Consider the following 15,198-nt stretch of genomic DNA (forward strand, 5'->3'; position numbering starts at 1 on the left):
AAACCGGTCCGCCGTGATGTCGCCCGGGACGAGTCCGCACCGACCTCTCTGCGGGAGGACTCCCGGTCCGCAGTGGAGCACCCCCGCCGGAAGGAGCCGATGAGATGAGTCCACCGCAGGTCACGAAGGGCGTCCGGAAGCGCCACCACGACGAGTGCCCGCAGGAGCGGACATGGTGATCGACGCGGAGCCCCCGCGCGTCTCGGTGGTCATCCCCACCTACAACCGCGCCGGGATGCTGCGGACCACGCTGGAACACCTGACCCGCCAGCACCTGCCGGTCGAGGAGTTCGAGGTGGTCGTCGCCGACGACGGCTCGTCGGACGACACCCGGGCCGTGGTCGAATCGTTCGCCGAACGGCTGCGGCTGAAGTACTACCACCAGCCCGACCTCGGGTTCCGGGCAGGCGCGGCCCGCAACGGCGGCGCGCGGCTGGCCACCGCGCCCGTGCTGGTCTTCCTGGACACCGGGCCGCTGTTCGGCCCGGACTACCTGGCCAACCACCTCGCGGCGCACCAGCACCCCGAGCACCGCGCCGTCATCGGGTACGCCTACGGCTACAACCCCGAGAAGGACATGTCGTGGCTGAACCCGGAGCTGGCCCGGCTCGGCCCGGAGGCGACGGTGGCCCGCTACGCCGACGACCCGGCGTTCCGGGACATCCGCCACCCGCGGATGGACGAGGTCGGGTTCGACCTGTCCCGCGGGCTCGCGCCGTGGCAGCTGTTCTTCACCATCAACTGCTCGGTGCGCGCCGAGGACTTCCACGCGGTGGGCGGCTTCGACGGCGGGTTCACCGAGTGGGGCGCGGAGGACCTGGAGTTCGCGTTCAAGCTGTTCGGGCGGGGCGTGAAGTTCCACTTCGCGCCCGACGCCTGGGTCGTCGACGTGCCGCACCCGCGTGACATGTACGAACTGCGCGAGCAGCTGGCCCGGCAGGTCGCGTACCTGCTCACCCTGCACCGCGAGCCGGTGATGGAGATCGGGTACGCGTTGACGGTCAAGCACCTGCAGTGGAGCTGGGAGGCCGACTACGCCGACCTGCTGGCCTGGCAGCGCGAGGTGGGGGACCGCAGCGTGGCGGACGAGCTGGTCGAGGCGACGAGCGACCTGCCACCGGCCGCGCGGGTCGCCGTGTTCGGCTCCGGCGGGGACATCCCACCGCGGCTGTCGTCGGCGGTCGTGCTGGACTTCGACTCCGCGCTGGTGCGGAAGGCCGCGGCCGGTGCCCGCCACCACGCGCTCGGCCTGCGCACACCGCTGGAGGACGGGTCCGTCGACGTCGTCGTGATCACCTCGCGCCTGGCCGGGTTGTGGGACCGCTGGTCCGACGACCTGCTCGCCGAGGCGCGGCGCATCGGCCGTGAGGTGCGCGTGTTCCCCGGCGCGACAGCCGCGCGAGGATCCGGTGGGACGGTCTCGGACGGCAGTGGGGAGCGGGCATGACCGACCAGACCGGAACGGCCGCCGTGGACGCGGTCGACGACGCCGTCGTGGCCAGGGCGCGGTGGGCCGTCACCACGGTCTTCTTCGTCAACGGCCTGCTCATCGCCACCTACCTGGTGCGCATCCCGTCGCTGAAGACGGGGCTCGGCCTCACCGAGTCGCAACTGGCCGTCGTGCTGACCTGCTTCGGGGTGGCGGCGATCCTGACGATGCAGCTCGTCGGCGGCCTGGTGGCGCGCTTCGGCAGCGTCAAGGTCATCCGGATCACGCTCGTGCTGCTGCCGTTCGGACTGGCGGGCATCGGCGCCGCGGACGACATCGTGCAACTGGCGGTGGCGGTGACCGTGACGGGAGCGGTGCACGGCACGCTCGACGTGGCGATGAACGCCCACGCCGTCGTGGTGGAGCGCCTGCGCGGGCGGCCCATGATGAACGGCTGCCACGCGGCGTGGAGCATCAGCGCGATCATCGCGTCGCTGGTCGGCGCCCCGGTCATCCGCGCGGGGATCCCGGTGGAGCAGCACACCCTGTGGACGGGTGCCGTGCTGCTGGTCGTCGGCCTGCCGATCACGCTAGGCCTGCTGCCCGCCTCGGCCGACCAGCGGGAGAAGGCCGATGACGGGGCGGAGGCCGTGAAGGCGGGCTGGCGCAGCGGATGGACGGGGCCGGTGCTGGTGTTCGGCTCCATCGGCCTGGTGCTGATGCTCTGCGAGGCGGCCGTGATCAGCTGGAGCGGCGTCTTCCTGCACGAGGTCCGCGGCGCGACGCTGGCCGTCGCGGCGTTCGGGTACGGCGCCTTCACCGCGTTCCAGACGCTGGGGAGACTGGTCGGCGACCGGCTGACCGAGCGCTTCGGCCGCGCACCGGTCTTCCGCATCCACGCCGCACTGGCCGTGGTCGGCTTCGTCGTCGTGGTGCTCGGCCAGTCGCAGTTCGTGTCGTTGGCGGGGTTCGGGCTCCTGGGCTACGGAATGTCGGTCCTGGTGCCGCTGATCTTCAGCGCGGTCGGCCACGTCGGCGGCGACGGCCCCGGCGCGGCGACGTTCGTCTCACGCGTCGCCACGTTCACCTACGCGGGTGCCCTGGCCGGCCCGGCACTCGTCGGCTGGCTGGCCCAAGCCCTCGGCCTGACCTTGACCTTCGCCACCCTCATCCCGTTCATGCTGGCCGTCGTCCTGGCGGCGGGCGTGATGAAGGTGCGCGAGCCCACCCCGGCTCCCGCCGCCTGACTCCCTTCGCGCGCGCACGACCACAGCCGAGGGGCGGTTCCCGACCGGGGCCGCCCTTCGCCGGCCGACCGGCACTCGCGGCGGCGGGTTTGCCGCCGGGTTCGGCTCGCCGTTGATCGCGGCCGGTCGGTCGTGACCGCCCCGGTCTCCTCGAACACCGCGTCCGACTGCCGCGCACCGACGCCTGCTGCCGCTGACCCGGCTGCGACCCCGGCCCTTGCGCGCGATCCCGCACACCGCCCGCCGCGCCGCCCGACCCGCCACCGCGCCCTTCGGGGCGCCGCCGCACCAGACCGGCTGAGCCGACTCAGATCCAGGGACCGCAACGGTGACGGTGGTTGACGAGGCCGGCCCGGCCCGCGACCGGTTCCGGACCCGATCGGCCTCGGCTCGGACTTCTCGGCCGGGGCGCCGGACCGGTTCCCGCGGTCGGAGATCACGCCCGCGGACCGGACCGGACGACCCGGGCAGTCGCCATGACGGGGCGGCAGCCGGCGGCCGAGTCCACCGACGCACCCCGGCCGGTCTGACCGGCGAAACGCGAGGTGGCCGTCGTGTCAGCGCGTGGCCATGGGGGCGCCCACCGCGGGGTCCTTGGTGTTGACCAGGAAGTCGGTGGCCGGCAGGGAGGCCATCCGGTGCGCGTGGCCCTTCGGCGGTGGCCGGGTCGAGGTCGCGCAGCACGTGGGTGCCCCAGCCGGGGCCGTCCCAGGTGTTGCCCTCCTCGGGGACGCGTCGGGCCGGCACGACCTGTTCCCGGTTGCCGAACGAGAAGTTGCGGCGCACGGCGGAGCCGGACGTGCCCAGCGCGAAACCGTCGCCCGCGTTGCGCAGGGCGCTGTTCCGCGTGAACTGCTTGGCGTCGCGTCCGCCTGCGGTGAAGCCGTGGCCGTTGTTCTTCCACGCGGCGCTGCGGGTGATCACGTGCGCGCCGGTGTCGCCGAGGTCGAAGCCGTGGCCCGAGCCGCTGACCGCGGGCAGGGACCAGCGGTTGACGCCGTTGCCCCACGACCAGGTCGAGTCCACGGTGACCGGGTCGGTGTGACCCTCGACCACCAGGCCGTCGTCCACGTTGTCGAACGTCCGGCAGCCGCGCACGACGTTGCCCGTGCCGGAACCCGGCCCGAACGCCAGGCCGTCGGCGTCCCGGCCCGCGGCGTCGCGGTTAGAAGAAGTACGGCTTCCTGTTCTACCGGTCGACCATCACCGGCACGGCGACCAACGTGACGCAGCTCGGCCGCCCGTGGCGCCCCGACGCCCAGGTGCTGTACCGGGAGTCGACCCTGAACGCCACGGTCAAGACGGCGCAGCCGTGGACCGACATGTCCGGCAACACGTGGCGGAACGCGCGTTTCCAACCCCGTCAGTTGAGCACGGCCCGGTCGACCCTCATCCGATCTCACGCCGCGGACGGTTTCGCGGCCGGCACCACCGGCGGTGCGGGCGGTCAGACCGTCACCGCGACGACGTACGCCGACCTGGTGCGCTACGCCTCGTCCAGCACGGCCTACACGATCAAGGTGGACCGGGCGATCACCGTGACGCCGTACGGCACCGAGATCAAGGTCGCCTCCAACAAGACGATCATCGGCGTGGGCACCGCCGGGCAGATCGTCAACGGCGGGTTCAACCTGACCGACGTGTCGAACGTGATCATCCGGAACCTGACCATCCGCGACACCAGGATGGCCGACGACGACCCGGGCGACGACGGCTACGACTACGACGGCATCCAGGTCGACGCCTCCCGCAACGTCTGGATCGACCACAACACCATCCTGCGCATGAACGACGGCCTGATCGACCTGCGCAAGGACAGCACGAACATCACCGTGTCATGGAACCGGCTCGGCGAGAACAACAAGGCGTTCGGCATCGGGTGGACGACCAACGTCACCGCGCGCACCTGACCATCCACCACAACTGGCTGTACAGGAACAACTCGCGCAACCCCAGCACCGGCAACGTGGCCAACGCCCACCTTTACAACAACTACCTGCAGAGCATCACGGGCTACGGCAACTACGCCCGGGGCGCCACGAAGATGGTGCTGGAGAACAGCTACTTCGACGGCGTGAAGGACCCGTACTACCGGGACGACGCCGCCCAGCTGCGCGAGTCCGGCAGCATCGTGGTGAACTCGACCGGACAGCGGGAGACCGGCGGCAGCGCGTTCGACCCGCGGTCGTTCTACGCCTACACCCTCGACCCCGCCGCGGACGTGCCGAACCTGGTCCGCACCTATTCCGGACCGCAGGCGAACATCGGCCGGTGACCCCGCCGGACGCGGAATGACCCACCCGCCGGTCCGATCGGCCCACCGACCGGACCGGCGGGGTTCCCGCCGCGGACGAACCGGCCACGAGCGGCTGCCGCACGTCGGATCCAGGAGCGGGGGCAGTCGTCGAGGCGCGCCAAGCGATCAACGGACGTAGGCACTCGCGCCGAACACGCCCGTCACCGCCACCACCGCTGTCGCCATGCCCACCGCCATGACCAGTCGCCGTGTCCTCATCACAACCACGTCCTCTCGACCCGACTACCACCGCCTCGGCGTCGGGCTCGAGCACGCCACTCGCCGGCGGTCCACCGCCGGCTCCTTCCACAGGGCCGCAATCTCGTCCGCGCCGGTCAACGGATACCGATAGCGGTAACGCCGGGTGATGTGGGGGGCACCTGCGACCGCTCGGGTCGACCGAGCCCTCTGAACCCGGCCGCCCGCCCCATCGTCACCCGGTGGCGGCTGTTCACCACCGAGCCCGTCACCGTCCGCGAACACATCGGATGGCACGGGCGGGTCGCCGGGCACACCCGGGCGTCATCACCTGACCTTCGTCTTGACCGGCACCTCCACGTCCGGGGACACACCGTTGCGGCGGGACGGGCCGGTCCGCGCGTGGGTCGCGTACATCGTCAGCCCCACGAACGACAGACCGCCGACCAGGTTGCCGATCACGGTGGGGATCTCGTTCCAGAAAAGGTAGTCGCCGAGCGAGAAGTCGCCACCGAGCAGCAGGCCGGACGGGAACAGGAACATGTTGACGATCGAGTGCTCGAAACCCATGTAGAAGAAGACGAGGATCGGCATCCACATCGCGATGACCTTGCCGGACACGGAAGTCGAGATCATCGCGGCGACGACGCCGGTGGACACCATCCAGTTGCACAGCACACCGCGGATGAACAGCGTCAGCATCCCGGCCGCGCCGTGCTCCGCGTAGCCGACGGTCCTGCTCTCGCCGATCTCGCCGAGCCGCTGACCGACCTCGTTCGGTTCCACCGAGAACCCGAAGGTGACGATCACCCCCATCATGAGCGCGACGACGAGCGCGCCCGCGAAGTTGCCGACGAACACCAGCGACCAGTTCCGCAGGACCGTGCTCAGCCGGACACCGGGCCGCTTGTCGATCCACGCGAGCGGAACGAGCGTGAAGACGCCGGTGAGGAGGTCGAAGCCCAGCAGGTACAGCAGGCAGAACCCGACCGGGAAGAGCAGCGCACCGACGAGCGCGTTGCCGGTCTGCACGGTGACCGTGACCGCGAACGCGGCGGCGAGCGCGAGGATCGCACCGGCCATGAACGCCCGGATCACGGTGTCACGGGTGGACATGAACGCCTTGGCCTCACCGGCGTCGATCATCTTTCGGACGAGTTCCGCCGGGTTGACGTAGGTCATGGAAACGTCGCTCCTTCGGTTGGAATCGTGATGGAGTTTGCGCACGGGAGGTGTCCTCCGCGTGACCGCCGGATCACGTCAGCCTCACTTCCGAGGTCGGTGATTTTGGCGTGATCGTTTACACCGCCGCAACGAACCTGCGGAAGTCTGTGCGCACGCCGCGACCTAGGAGTGATCGCCATGACCCCGATCATGAGCAAGTCCGACGCCGCCGACCTGGTGGTCGCCGCCTGGGTGCGCAAGGGCCTGACCTGGTCGGAGATCGCCGACGAGCTCGGCGCCCCGGTCGTGTGGGTCACCGCCGCCCTGCTCGGGCAGCACCCGATGACCCCGGAACAGGCCACTACGGTCTGCGCTCTGCTCGACCTGGACGACGCGGTCGCGGAGAGCCTGCGGTCCCAGCCCACCCGCGGCACGGACCCGGCCGTGATGAACGACCCGACGATCTACCGCTTTGTCGAGGCGTTGTCGGTTTACGGGCCCGCGCTGAAGGAGTTGATCCACGAGGAGTTCGGCGACGGCATCATGAGCGCGATCAACTTCAAGGTCGACATCGCGCGTCGCCCGGACCCCGACGGCGACCGGGTGGTGGTCACCTTCGACGGCAAGTTCCTCGACTACCGCTGGTGACCCGGGTCTGCGCCACCTGGCCGGTCAACTCCGGCCGGCGGGCCGCGATTCGTCGCGGGCACGGGCCAGGTGCGCTCGCACCCGGTCGGCCTCCGCGGCGCCCAGCTCGGTGAACAGCTCGTCCATCCGCTGGAACTGCGCCAACGCGATACCCAGGTTGAACAACATCACGAACTTCGCCTCGGGATCACCCAGCGTCATGGCCGCCTCCAACACGGCCTCCGTCGTGCGCAGCCACGTCGTCCGGTCCGCCCGCAACCACAGGTACCGCGACAACGTGTACGGCAACTGCCAAGCGTGCACCAGCCACGCCGGATCCGAACCCGGCGCAGCCGCCAACTCCGCCGCGGCGATGATGTTGCCCTGCTCGGCGTCGAACCACGCATTTGCCTCCACCGAACCGTTCAGCTTCGGCACCTCCACCGGCACGTGCTCGGGCGCGACCCGCACGCTGCCGCTGCGCATCATCGGGAGCAGGCTGTCGGCCAGGTCCGCGCAGTGCAGGTAGTAGTCGAGCAGCCGGCGCAGCGACGGTGTTCTCACGGGCTCGGCCAGATCGCGGTGGGCGACGGCGGCGGCGTGGCTGCGGACGAGGTCGTGCATGCCCAGGCGGCCCCCGACGTTCCCGTTGATCAACGAGTCCGCGACACGGCCGGTGAACAACTCCCGCGCGGCGGGCAGCTGGCGCGGTACCACCGACACCGGTGGTGGTGGCAGGAAGCCGAGGTGCACATCGCCGTGCACGACGCCGGCCTGCACCACACCGCCAACAGGCCCGGACACCGTGTTGTGCACCCATGAGGTGCCGTCGTCCTCGTTCACAGTCCCACTTTCGGGCGGGGGTGTAGGCAATAGGGTAGTCCCGGTCGAGCGGAAGTGGTCGCCCTCCGCGGTCGGCGCCGAGCGAGCCGGGGCGGGAGGGCCGTGGTCAGGCTCCGGGCGGCTGCGGTGGGCTGTCGGCGTTCGCGGAGCCGCCCTGGTCGCTGACGGCGGCGATGGCGGTGACGATGTTGTGGTAGCCCGTGCAGCGGCAGAGGTTGCCGGAGATCGCGGTGCGGATCTCGGCCTCGGTGGGGGAGGGGTTGTCGCGCAGCAGTTCCGTTGCCACGGCCAGCATCCCCGGTGTGCAGAAACCGCACTGCAGGGCGTGGTGGCGGCGGAATGATTCCTGCAGCGGGGTCAGGGACGTGGTCGCCAGGCCCTCGACCGTGGTGATCTCGCTGCCGTCCGCCTGAACGGCCAGGACGCAGCACGAGCGGGCCGTCGCGCCGTCCAGCAGGACCGTGCACGAGCCGCACGCGCCGTGCTCGCAGCCGACGTGCACACCGGTGAGGCCCAGGTCCTGGCGCAGGAAGTCGGCGAGCGTGCGGCGGGGTTCGCAGTCGGCGGTGCGGGTGTGGCCGTTGACCGTGACGGTGATCTTCACTCGGTCACCGCCTGCCGCAGCGCCCTGCGGGTGAGCACGGCCGTCATGTCGCGGCGGTACGCGGCCGGGGCGTGCACGTCGTCCACGGGGTCGGTCGCGTCCGCCGCCGCGTCCGCCGCCGCGGCCAGCACCTCCGGTGTGAGGACTTGACCTCGCAGCAGCTCTTCCGCCGCCTGAGCACGGATCGGGGTCGGCGCCGCACCGGCCACGGCGATGCGGGCCTCGGTGACGACGCGGTCGGTGAGCGCGACCGAGGTGAACACCGCCGTGATCGCCAGGTCGTTGGGGCGCCGGCTCAGTTCGGCGATGCCGTGCCGGGCGGTCGGCGGTGGCGGTGGCACGCGGATGCCGGTGAGCAGTTCGTCCGAGCCCAACGCCGTGCGGTGCGGGCCGCGGAAGAAGTCACGGGCCTCGATCTCCCTTGTGCCACCGGGCCCCTGGGCCGTGAAGACCGCGTCCAGCGCCAGGAACACCGCGGGCAGCTCCGCCGCCGGATCGGCGTGCGCGACGCTGCCACCAACGGTGCCGCGGTTGCGCACCGACACGTGACCGACGTGCGTCAGAGCCTCGGCCAGCAGCGGCACGGCCCGGCGCACGACCGGGGACGTCTCGGCGGCGCGCAGCCGGGTCAGCGCCCCGAGCACGAGCGTCGATCCGTCCCGCTCGACCCCGGTCAACGGCAACCGGGACACGTCGACCACGACCTCCGGCCGCCGCGACCGCGTGTGCAGCAGCGGGATGAGGCTCTGCCCGCCCGCCAACGCGACGGCACCCCGCGCGAGCGCGGCCACCGCCACTTCCGCGGTGGCCGCCCGGACGTAGTCGAACCGCGCCGCCTTCACCGCCGCGCCCCCGCCCGGATCGCGGCCAGCAGGTCCGGCGGGGTGATCGGCAGCGACGTGATCCGCACGCCGAACTCCGCCAGCGCGTCCTCCACGGCGTGCGCGATCGCCGCCCCGCCACCGATCACCCCGGCCTCCCCGGCTCCCTTGAAGCCGCCGGGGATGTGGTCGGCGGGCGTCTCCATGTGGCTGATGCCGAACGGCGGCACCACGCCGGCCGTCGGCAGCAGGTACTCGGCGAACGACCGGGTCAGCGCTTCCCCCGACGCGCCGTAGGCCAGCCGCTCGTACAGCGCGCCGCCGATGGCCTGCGCCGCGCCGCCCTGGAGCTGCCCCTCCACGATCATCGGGTTGATCACCGTGCCGCAGTCGTGGGCGATGAGGTAGCCGAGGAGTTCCACGACCCCGGTCTCCACGTCGACGGAAGCGAGCACGGCCGTGCAGCCGAACGCCGTGGCGACGTTGACCGGGTCGTACACCTCGCGCTCGTGCAGCGTCGGCTCCTCGTCGTCGGGTAGCACGCCGCGTGGTCGCCGGTAGGCCGCGTCACCGATGGCCGCCAACGTCACGCCGCGCCCCGGCACGCCCTTGACCGACACCACGCCCTCGCTGATTTCCAGGTCGTCCGGCGAGGCCTCGAAGACGTGAGCGGCGATGCGCAGCACCTTGGCCCGCAGCCGGGTGGCGGCGTTGAGCACAGCCGCGCCACCGACCGCGGCGGCACGGCTGGCCGCGGTGCCGTACCCGGTGTACGGGGCGGAGTCGGTGTCACCCGAGACCACCGTGACGTGGTCCAGCGGCACGTCCAGCGCGTGCGCCGCGACCTGCGCGAGCGCCGTGTGGATGCCCTGACCCATCGAGGTCTGTCCGGTGTGGACGGTCACGCACCCGGTCGAGTCGATGCGCACCGCGGCCTCGTCGAACCCGGAGTGGTCCAGCCCCGCCATGTTGACGATCCGGGACGGCGCGAACGCGGACACCTCGTTGTGGAAGGCGTAACCGATGCCCAGGTACGCGCCCTCGGCACGCGCACGGGCCACCCGGTCGGCCCACCCGGCCCGGCGCACGGCGTCGCGGCACAGGTCCAGGCACTCGGCGTACCGGCCGCTGTCGTAGACGAACACCGGGCTCTGGTAGGGGAAATCGGTCACGAAGTTGCGCCGCCGCACGTCGTGCGGGTCGAGGCCGAGGTGCCGGGCCAGCGCCTCCACCACGTGCTCGTGCACGAAGTTCGCCTTGGGCAGCCCGTACCCCCGGTACGCGCCGTAGGGCGGCTTGTTCGTGACGACGCCGACGACGTTCAGCTCGACCGCCGGGATGGCGTACGGCCCGGTCATGATGGCGGCGGTCGTCCAGCACGGGCTGAGGCCGACGGTGCTGAAGTTGGCGCCGAGCACGCCGTGCACGGTGCCGCGCAGACCGGTGATCGTGCCGTCAGCCCGTGCCGCCACCTCGACGTCGATGCGCTGCTCCCGCGCGTGCACGGTGGCGACGAAGCTCTCCCTCCGGTCCTCCAGGAACTTCACCGGCCGCCCCGACACCCGCGACAGGACCGCGGCCACCACCTGGTCGCCGTAGAAGCCGGACTTGTTGCCGAACCCGCCGCCGATGTCGGGCACGCGCACCCGCACCTTGTCCACCGACAGGCCCAGGACCTCGGCGAACAGCTCGCGGATCAGGTGCGGGCTCTGGGTGTTGACCCACGCGTCCAGGTGCGAGGTGAACGGGTCCCACGTCGCGACGACACCCCGCGTCTCCAGGGACGCGCCCCACTGCCGGGCGAAGCGGAACGTCTCCCGCAGCACCACGTCGGCCCGCGCGAACGCCTCCGCCACGTCGCCCTGCGCCACCACGGCGCGGCCCGCCACGTTGTCCGGCCAGTCCTCGTGCAGCAGGGGCGCGTCCGGCGCCAGCGCCTGCTCCAGCGTCGTGACGGCGGGCAACGGCTCGTACTCGACCTCGATCAGCTCCAGCGCGTCCTCGGCCGTGGCCCGGTCGACCGCGGCGACGGCGGCCAGACCGTGCCCGGTGTAGAGCACCTTGTCGACCGCCAGCGGGTACGCGACCGTCTCAGGTCCGTCGGGCGCCGGCCGCCAGATCAACGGCTGCGGTCGCCGCACCGCCGCCTTCACGTCCGCGCCCGTGACGACGGCGAACACACCGGGGTGCGCGGCGGCCGCGGTCGTGTCGATGCGCACGATCCGGGCATGAGGGTGCGGGCTGCGCAGGATCGCCGCCTCCAGCACACCGGCCGGTCGCACGTCGTCGATGAACACCGCCCGCCCCGTGAGCAGCCGCACGTCCTCCGCACGACTCACGCGCGCACCGATCACCCCACCGCCCACGGTCACCCCCGGTCGTCCACCTCCACCCTGGCACCGGCCGGAAGGGTGGGGAAGCGCTCAGTCGGGTTACGCGTTGCGGCGGGAGGGGGATCACGCGGTTCCGGACACGCGGGTCGTGCGGTGGGACTGCCCCGACGTGGGGAACCAGCACCGGCGGCTGCGCTGACGTGACACCGGACCGGGTGTGCCCGCGCGGGCACACCCGGTCCTCGGCCTCGCCCCGGTGCTCAGGACGGGGCCGCGGTCGTGACACGTGCGCGCCCGGATCGTCCGGGCCGTCAGAACAGGGTGGCGAAGAAGTGGCCGACCGAGTCGGCCGCGGTCGAGAAGAAGTTCTTGACCTTGTCCACCGCCTGGCTCACCCATTGCACGATGTTGTTGATCAGGTTGGTGAAGAAGTTGACGATCGTGGTCACGACCCGGTTGACGAAGTCCGAGACCTTCATCGCGACGTTCAGGATGAAGTCCTGCGATTGGGGGAACTTCGTGCCGACTTCCTCCGCGGTCTTGAACGTCTTGTCGATGTTGTCGTTCACGCTCTCCTTCATCTGCTTCTTCATTGCCTCCATCTTCTGGATGAAGGCATTCCGGTCGTTGTTCTGCTTGAACTCGTCGACCAAGGCGGTCGCCTGGTTCTGGCTGTCCTGCTGGATCGCCTGGATCTTGTTCTGGAGCTCGGTCGTCGCGTCCTTCATCTCTTGCGTCGGGTCGCCGTCCGCCCGCCCGCCCGTGAGCTGGGTCGGGATCTCCTGCTCGAAGCTCCGTGGGAACTGCAGGTGGAAGCCGGGCGGGTGGTGGATGTAGTCACCCTGGAGGTTCTCGCCGTACGCCCGGCTGAAGGCGACCGCGTACTGGTTGACCGCCCGGTGGTGGGACCGCATGGCCAGGATGATCGACTTGAACGCCTCGTCGATCTCCTGCTGCGGTTCGGTGGCCTGCTGCTGGGAAAGTGTCTGGGACATCTCGCGCAACCTTTTCCGGTGAATGGCTCTGCCGTTGGCAGTTCCCTTCCTACGTCACCACGCGGGAGGTCGTGGGAAACCATCGGGGCGATCCTTCCTTCGAGGCGGGAAACCGCACGTTGGAGCTACCGGCGTGCGCCGGCCGGTAATCCGCGAGGATCGTTCGGGTGAGTCCCCGCGGAGTCCGCGTCGCGGTCGGGTCGGTCGTCGTCGTCGAACATGAACAACGAGATCTGGTGACCCGAGGGTGACGACGCACCGGCTACGACACCCCCGCGCGTTCGACTTCAACCGATGATCGGGACATCGTGTACTCGACCCGGACGAGCCGGACAGGGGTCTGCGGTGGCCAGGACGGCCTCGGGCGACTACTGGTCGGCACCGTCGAGGCCCACCGCGATCTTCCGCGAGCTCGAAGACGCCCTGCGCCCGCCCCCATCCGCCGTTCCCGGTGTCGAGTTGGCCGTGCACTACCAACCCGCCGGCGAGGACACCCCGACCGGCGGCGACCTGTAGGCCACCGGGACATCAAAATCCCGGCGCCCGTACGAGATCCCGCAGCAGATCCTGGTCCGTCGTGACGGCGTGCTGGTGTACTGCGAGCTGCGCATCGCGTTGTCGGTGCAGGACGACGGCCGCCGGTTCTGGCTGGTCGTGTTCCAGGACATCACCGAGCGCCGTCGCACGGCCGAGGCGTTGCGGCACCAGGCCAGGTACGACGAGCTGACCGGGTTGCCGAACCGGGCGCTGGTCAAGGAGATGCTGGGCGAGCTGCTGGAGTCGCCGGACCGGTCGAAGGTCGCGGTGCTGTTCTGCGACATCGACAACTTCAAGCGGGTCAACGACTCGCTCGGTCACGACGCCGGTGACGAGTTGCTGGTGGCGTTGGCGCGGCGGTTGGAGGGTGGACTGCCCGACGGCTGCACGGCGGCTCGCCTGTCCGGTGACGAGTACGTGATCATCTGCGAGAACCTCGACCGGGTCGGCGGGGTGGACGCGCTGGCCACGCGGGTGGCCGGGCTGTTGCGCACGGCGGTGCCGGTGCACGGGCAGCTGGTGCGGGTGTCGGCGTCGATCGGCGCGGCGGTGCCGAACGGGTCCCGGGCCACGGGCAACGACCTGTTGCGCTTCGCCGACGCGGCGATGTTCGAGGCCAAGCGGTCGGGCGCGGGCCGGGTGTCGCTGGCCAGCGCGGCGTTGATCGCGTCGGCCGACCGGCAGGTGCACTTGGAGGGCCAGCTGCGGGAGGCGTTGCAGCACGACGGGTTGGCGCTGCACTTCCAGCCGGTGGTCGGGGTGGACGGCGTGGTGCAGACGGCGGAGGCGCTGGTGCGCTGGCCGCACCCGGACCGCGGGCTGCTGCCGCCGGACATCTTCCTGCCCGTGGCCGAGCAGGGCGACCTGATGCGCGAGCTGGACCGCTGGGTGCTGCGGACCGCGTTGAAGGAGGCGTCGAGCTGGCCCGAGCCGGGCGGCAAGCCGGTGTCGGTGGCGGTGAACCTGGCCGGTCTGGTGCCGGGCGACCCGGAGTTCGCCGACATCGTGGCCGACGCGATCGCCGAGGCGGGCATCCCGTGGGACCGGGTGGTGCTGGAACTGGTGGAAACCGCTCTGCTGCACCTCCCCTCGTGGGTGCGGCGGTCGATGGACGAACTGGTCGGCCGGGGCATCCGGTTCGCCGTGGACGACTTCGGCACCGGCTACTCGTCGTTGGCGCGGCTGAAGGACCTGCCCGCGCAGATCATCAAGGTGGACCGCCGGTTCGTCTCCGGTCTCGGTACCGACCCGTCGGACTACGCGGTGGTGAAGGCCGTGGTGGACATGGCGCGGGCGATGGACCGCCAGTGCGTGGCCGAGCACGTGGAGACGGCGACGCAGTTCCAGGTGCTGCGAGATCTGGGCGTGGAGGCCTACCAGGGCTGGCTGTTCTCCCGCCCGGTGCCCCCTGTGGAGCTCCGCGCGCTGCTGGCCTTCGGCAAGCTCGCCGTGTCGGATTCCTGACGGGCGCACGGACGGGGTCGACGCGTCGCGGTTATCGGCCTGGGTGGGACGCTCGCAGTTCTCCCTTGATCATCGCTCGTCCTCTCGCGTCCGTGCGATCCGGAGCGTGAGTTCGGGCGTCCCCACAGCCGGGTAGTCGAACCACGTGTCGAGCGGGAGGTCGGCGTTTGTCTCGGGGATGCCGGCTTCCAGCGCGCCGTCGCCGAAGTCGGTGGGACGATCGTCGTCGTGCGAACACGACCGTTGACCCCGCGGGAGCGCGCGGTCCTCGATGCGCTGCTGGGTGTCGACTTCCGGGGTGTCGAGGAGTTGAGGCGCGAGGCGGCGGAGGTGGTCGTCGTCGGTATGTGCGGTTGCGGGTGCCCGTCCGTCGACTTCCGGCGTGGCCCTGGTTCGGGGATGACGGTCCGCGTCAACGCGACCGTCTCGGGCTCCGACGACGGCCTGTTCCTCTACACGGTCGGCACCCCGGAGGAGGGCGAGTTCCTCGGCGGCATCGAGTGGGTGAGCGTCGCCGAGACCGATCCGGCCGAGTTCCCCGCGCCGGATCTGCTCGACATCCGAACCGCGTGACACACCAGGACACCGGCTCGTCGCCAGGCGTGGGCGCGCGGTCCATTGGTGGCGGTGGCGAGGTGGT

The 15,198-nt window shown here is 71.0% G+C and carries 14 protein-coding genes and 2 pseudogenes; 9 read left to right on the forward strand and 7 right to left on the reverse strand.

The features are described 5' to 3' along the window. The first annotated feature begins 172 nt into the window (after positions 1–172). The 3 genes from A6A25_RS38060 (at position 173) to A6A25_RS38070 (ending at position 3,721) form a co-directional block, all read left to right on the forward strand. On the forward strand, positions 173–1,447 hold the full coding sequence (locus A6A25_RS38060) for a glycosyltransferase (RefSeq protein ID WP_073898766.1): 1,275 nt from the start codon (positions 173–175) through the stop codon (positions 1,445–1,447). Continuing rightward, the gene (locus tag A6A25_RS38065; RefSeq protein ID WP_073898768.1) at positions 1,444–2,676 is read left to right on the forward strand and encodes an MFS transporter; all 1,233 of its coding nucleotides are present in this window, start codon (positions 1,444–1,446) and stop codon (positions 2,674–2,676) included. Before A6A25_RS38060 ends, A6A25_RS38065 begins: the two co-directional genes overlap by 4 nt. A 760-nt stretch (positions 2,677–3,436) precedes the next feature. Beyond that, positions 3,437–3,721 (forward strand): hypothetical protein, encoded by a 285-nt coding sequence (locus tag A6A25_RS38070; RefSeq protein WP_073898770.1) that lies wholly within the window; start codon positions 3,437–3,439, stop codon positions 3,719–3,721. Here A6A25_RS38070 and A6A25_RS47025 read toward each other — a convergent pair. Next, a pseudogene (locus A6A25_RS47025) lies at positions 3,664–3,810 on the reverse strand (right-handed parallel beta-helix repeat-containing protein); the annotation flags it as partial. The gene A6A25_RS38070 and the pseudogene A6A25_RS47025 overlap by 58 nt on opposite strands. A gap of 89 nt (positions 3,811–3,899) precedes the next feature. On the opposite strand from A6A25_RS47025, the gene A6A25_RS45085 reads away from it, so the two are divergent. Continuing rightward, complete coding sequence (locus A6A25_RS45085; RefSeq protein WP_073898772.1) at positions 3,900–4,586, forward strand: pectate lyase family protein; 687 nt, start codon at positions 3,900–3,902, stop codon at positions 4,584–4,586. After that, positions 4,556–4,951: a hypothetical protein gene (locus tag A6A25_RS45090; RefSeq protein ID WP_073898774.1), complete on the forward strand. Its 396-nt coding sequence runs from the start codon at positions 4,556–4,558 to the stop codon at positions 4,949–4,951. Before A6A25_RS45085 ends, A6A25_RS45090 begins: the two co-directional genes overlap by 31 nt. A 546-nt stretch (positions 4,952–5,497) precedes the next feature. On the opposite strand, the gene A6A25_RS38085 is transcribed toward A6A25_RS45090, so the two are convergent. After that, positions 5,498–6,352 carry a formate/nitrite transporter family protein gene (locus tag A6A25_RS38085; RefSeq protein WP_073898776.1) on the reverse strand — a complete coding sequence of 285 codons (855 nt, stop codon included), beginning with the start codon at positions 6,350–6,352 and terminating at the stop codon, positions 5,498–5,500. A 180-nt stretch (positions 6,353–6,532) separates the two neighbouring features. Between A6A25_RS38085 and cynS the strand changes: the two genes are divergently transcribed. Beyond that, positions 6,533–6,982 carry a cyanase gene (gene cynS, locus A6A25_RS38090; RefSeq protein ID WP_073898914.1) on the forward strand — a complete coding sequence of 150 codons (450 nt, stop codon included), beginning with the start codon at positions 6,533–6,535 and terminating at the stop codon, positions 6,980–6,982. 24 nt (positions 6,983–7,006) lie between these two features. Here the strand turns inward: cynS and A6A25_RS38095 are convergent, their stop codons facing one another. The 5 genes from A6A25_RS38095 to A6A25_RS38115 form a co-directional block, all read right to left on the reverse strand. Continuing rightward, a complete protein-coding gene (locus A6A25_RS38095) occupies positions 7,007–7,804 on the reverse strand; it encodes a hypothetical protein (protein ID WP_073898778.1) in 798 nt (265 codons plus the stop codon). A 106-nt stretch (positions 7,805–7,910) separates the two neighbouring features. Then, a complete protein-coding gene (locus tag A6A25_RS38100; protein ID WP_073898780.1) occupies positions 7,911–8,408 on the reverse strand; it encodes a (2Fe-2S)-binding protein in 498 nt (165 codons plus the stop codon). Beyond that, the gene (locus A6A25_RS38105) at positions 8,405–9,250 is read right to left on the reverse strand and encodes an FAD binding domain-containing protein (RefSeq protein WP_073898782.1); all 846 of its coding nucleotides are present in this window, start codon (positions 9,248–9,250) and stop codon (positions 8,405–8,407) included. The genes A6A25_RS38100 and A6A25_RS38105 overlap by 4 nt, the downstream gene beginning before the upstream one ends. Then, positions 9,247–11,568: a xanthine dehydrogenase family protein molybdopterin-binding subunit gene (locus A6A25_RS38110; RefSeq protein WP_241829136.1), complete on the reverse strand. Its 2,322-nt coding sequence runs from the start codon at positions 11,566–11,568 to the stop codon at positions 9,247–9,249. Before A6A25_RS38110 ends, A6A25_RS38105 begins: the two co-directional genes overlap by 4 nt. Positions 11,569–11,873: 305 nt before the next feature. Beyond that, the gene (locus A6A25_RS38115) at positions 11,874–12,557 is read right to left on the reverse strand and encodes a hypothetical protein (protein WP_073898784.1); all 684 of its coding nucleotides are present in this window, start codon (positions 12,555–12,557) and stop codon (positions 11,874–11,876) included. Positions 12,558–12,902: 345 nt separating this feature from the next. Between A6A25_RS38115 and A6A25_RS43675 the strand changes: the two genes are divergently transcribed. The 3 genes and pseudogenes from A6A25_RS43675 to A6A25_RS38125 all read left to right on the forward strand — a co-directional run bounded on the left by A6A25_RS43675 (position 12,903) and on the right by A6A25_RS38125 (position 15,131). After that, complete coding sequence (locus A6A25_RS43675) at positions 12,903–13,073, forward strand: hypothetical protein (RefSeq protein WP_241829137.1); 171 nt, start codon at positions 12,903–12,905, stop codon at positions 13,071–13,073. 39 nt (positions 13,074–13,112) lie between these two features. Continuing rightward, positions 13,113–14,558 (forward strand): annotated as a pseudogene (locus A6A25_RS46540) (putative bifunctional diguanylate cyclase/phosphodiesterase); the annotation flags it as partial. 228 nt (positions 14,559–14,786) lie between these two features. Beyond that, positions 14,787–15,131: a hypothetical protein gene (locus A6A25_RS38125; RefSeq protein ID WP_073898786.1), complete on the forward strand. Its 345-nt coding sequence runs from the start codon at positions 14,787–14,789 to the stop codon at positions 15,129–15,131. The last annotated feature ends 67 nt before the right edge of the window (positions 15,132–15,198 follow it).

Origin of the sequence: Saccharothrix sp. CB00851 (genome assembly GCF_001905065.1) — a bacterium.
Lineage (GTDB): Bacteria > Actinomycetota > Actinomycetes > Mycobacteriales > Pseudonocardiaceae > Actinosynnema.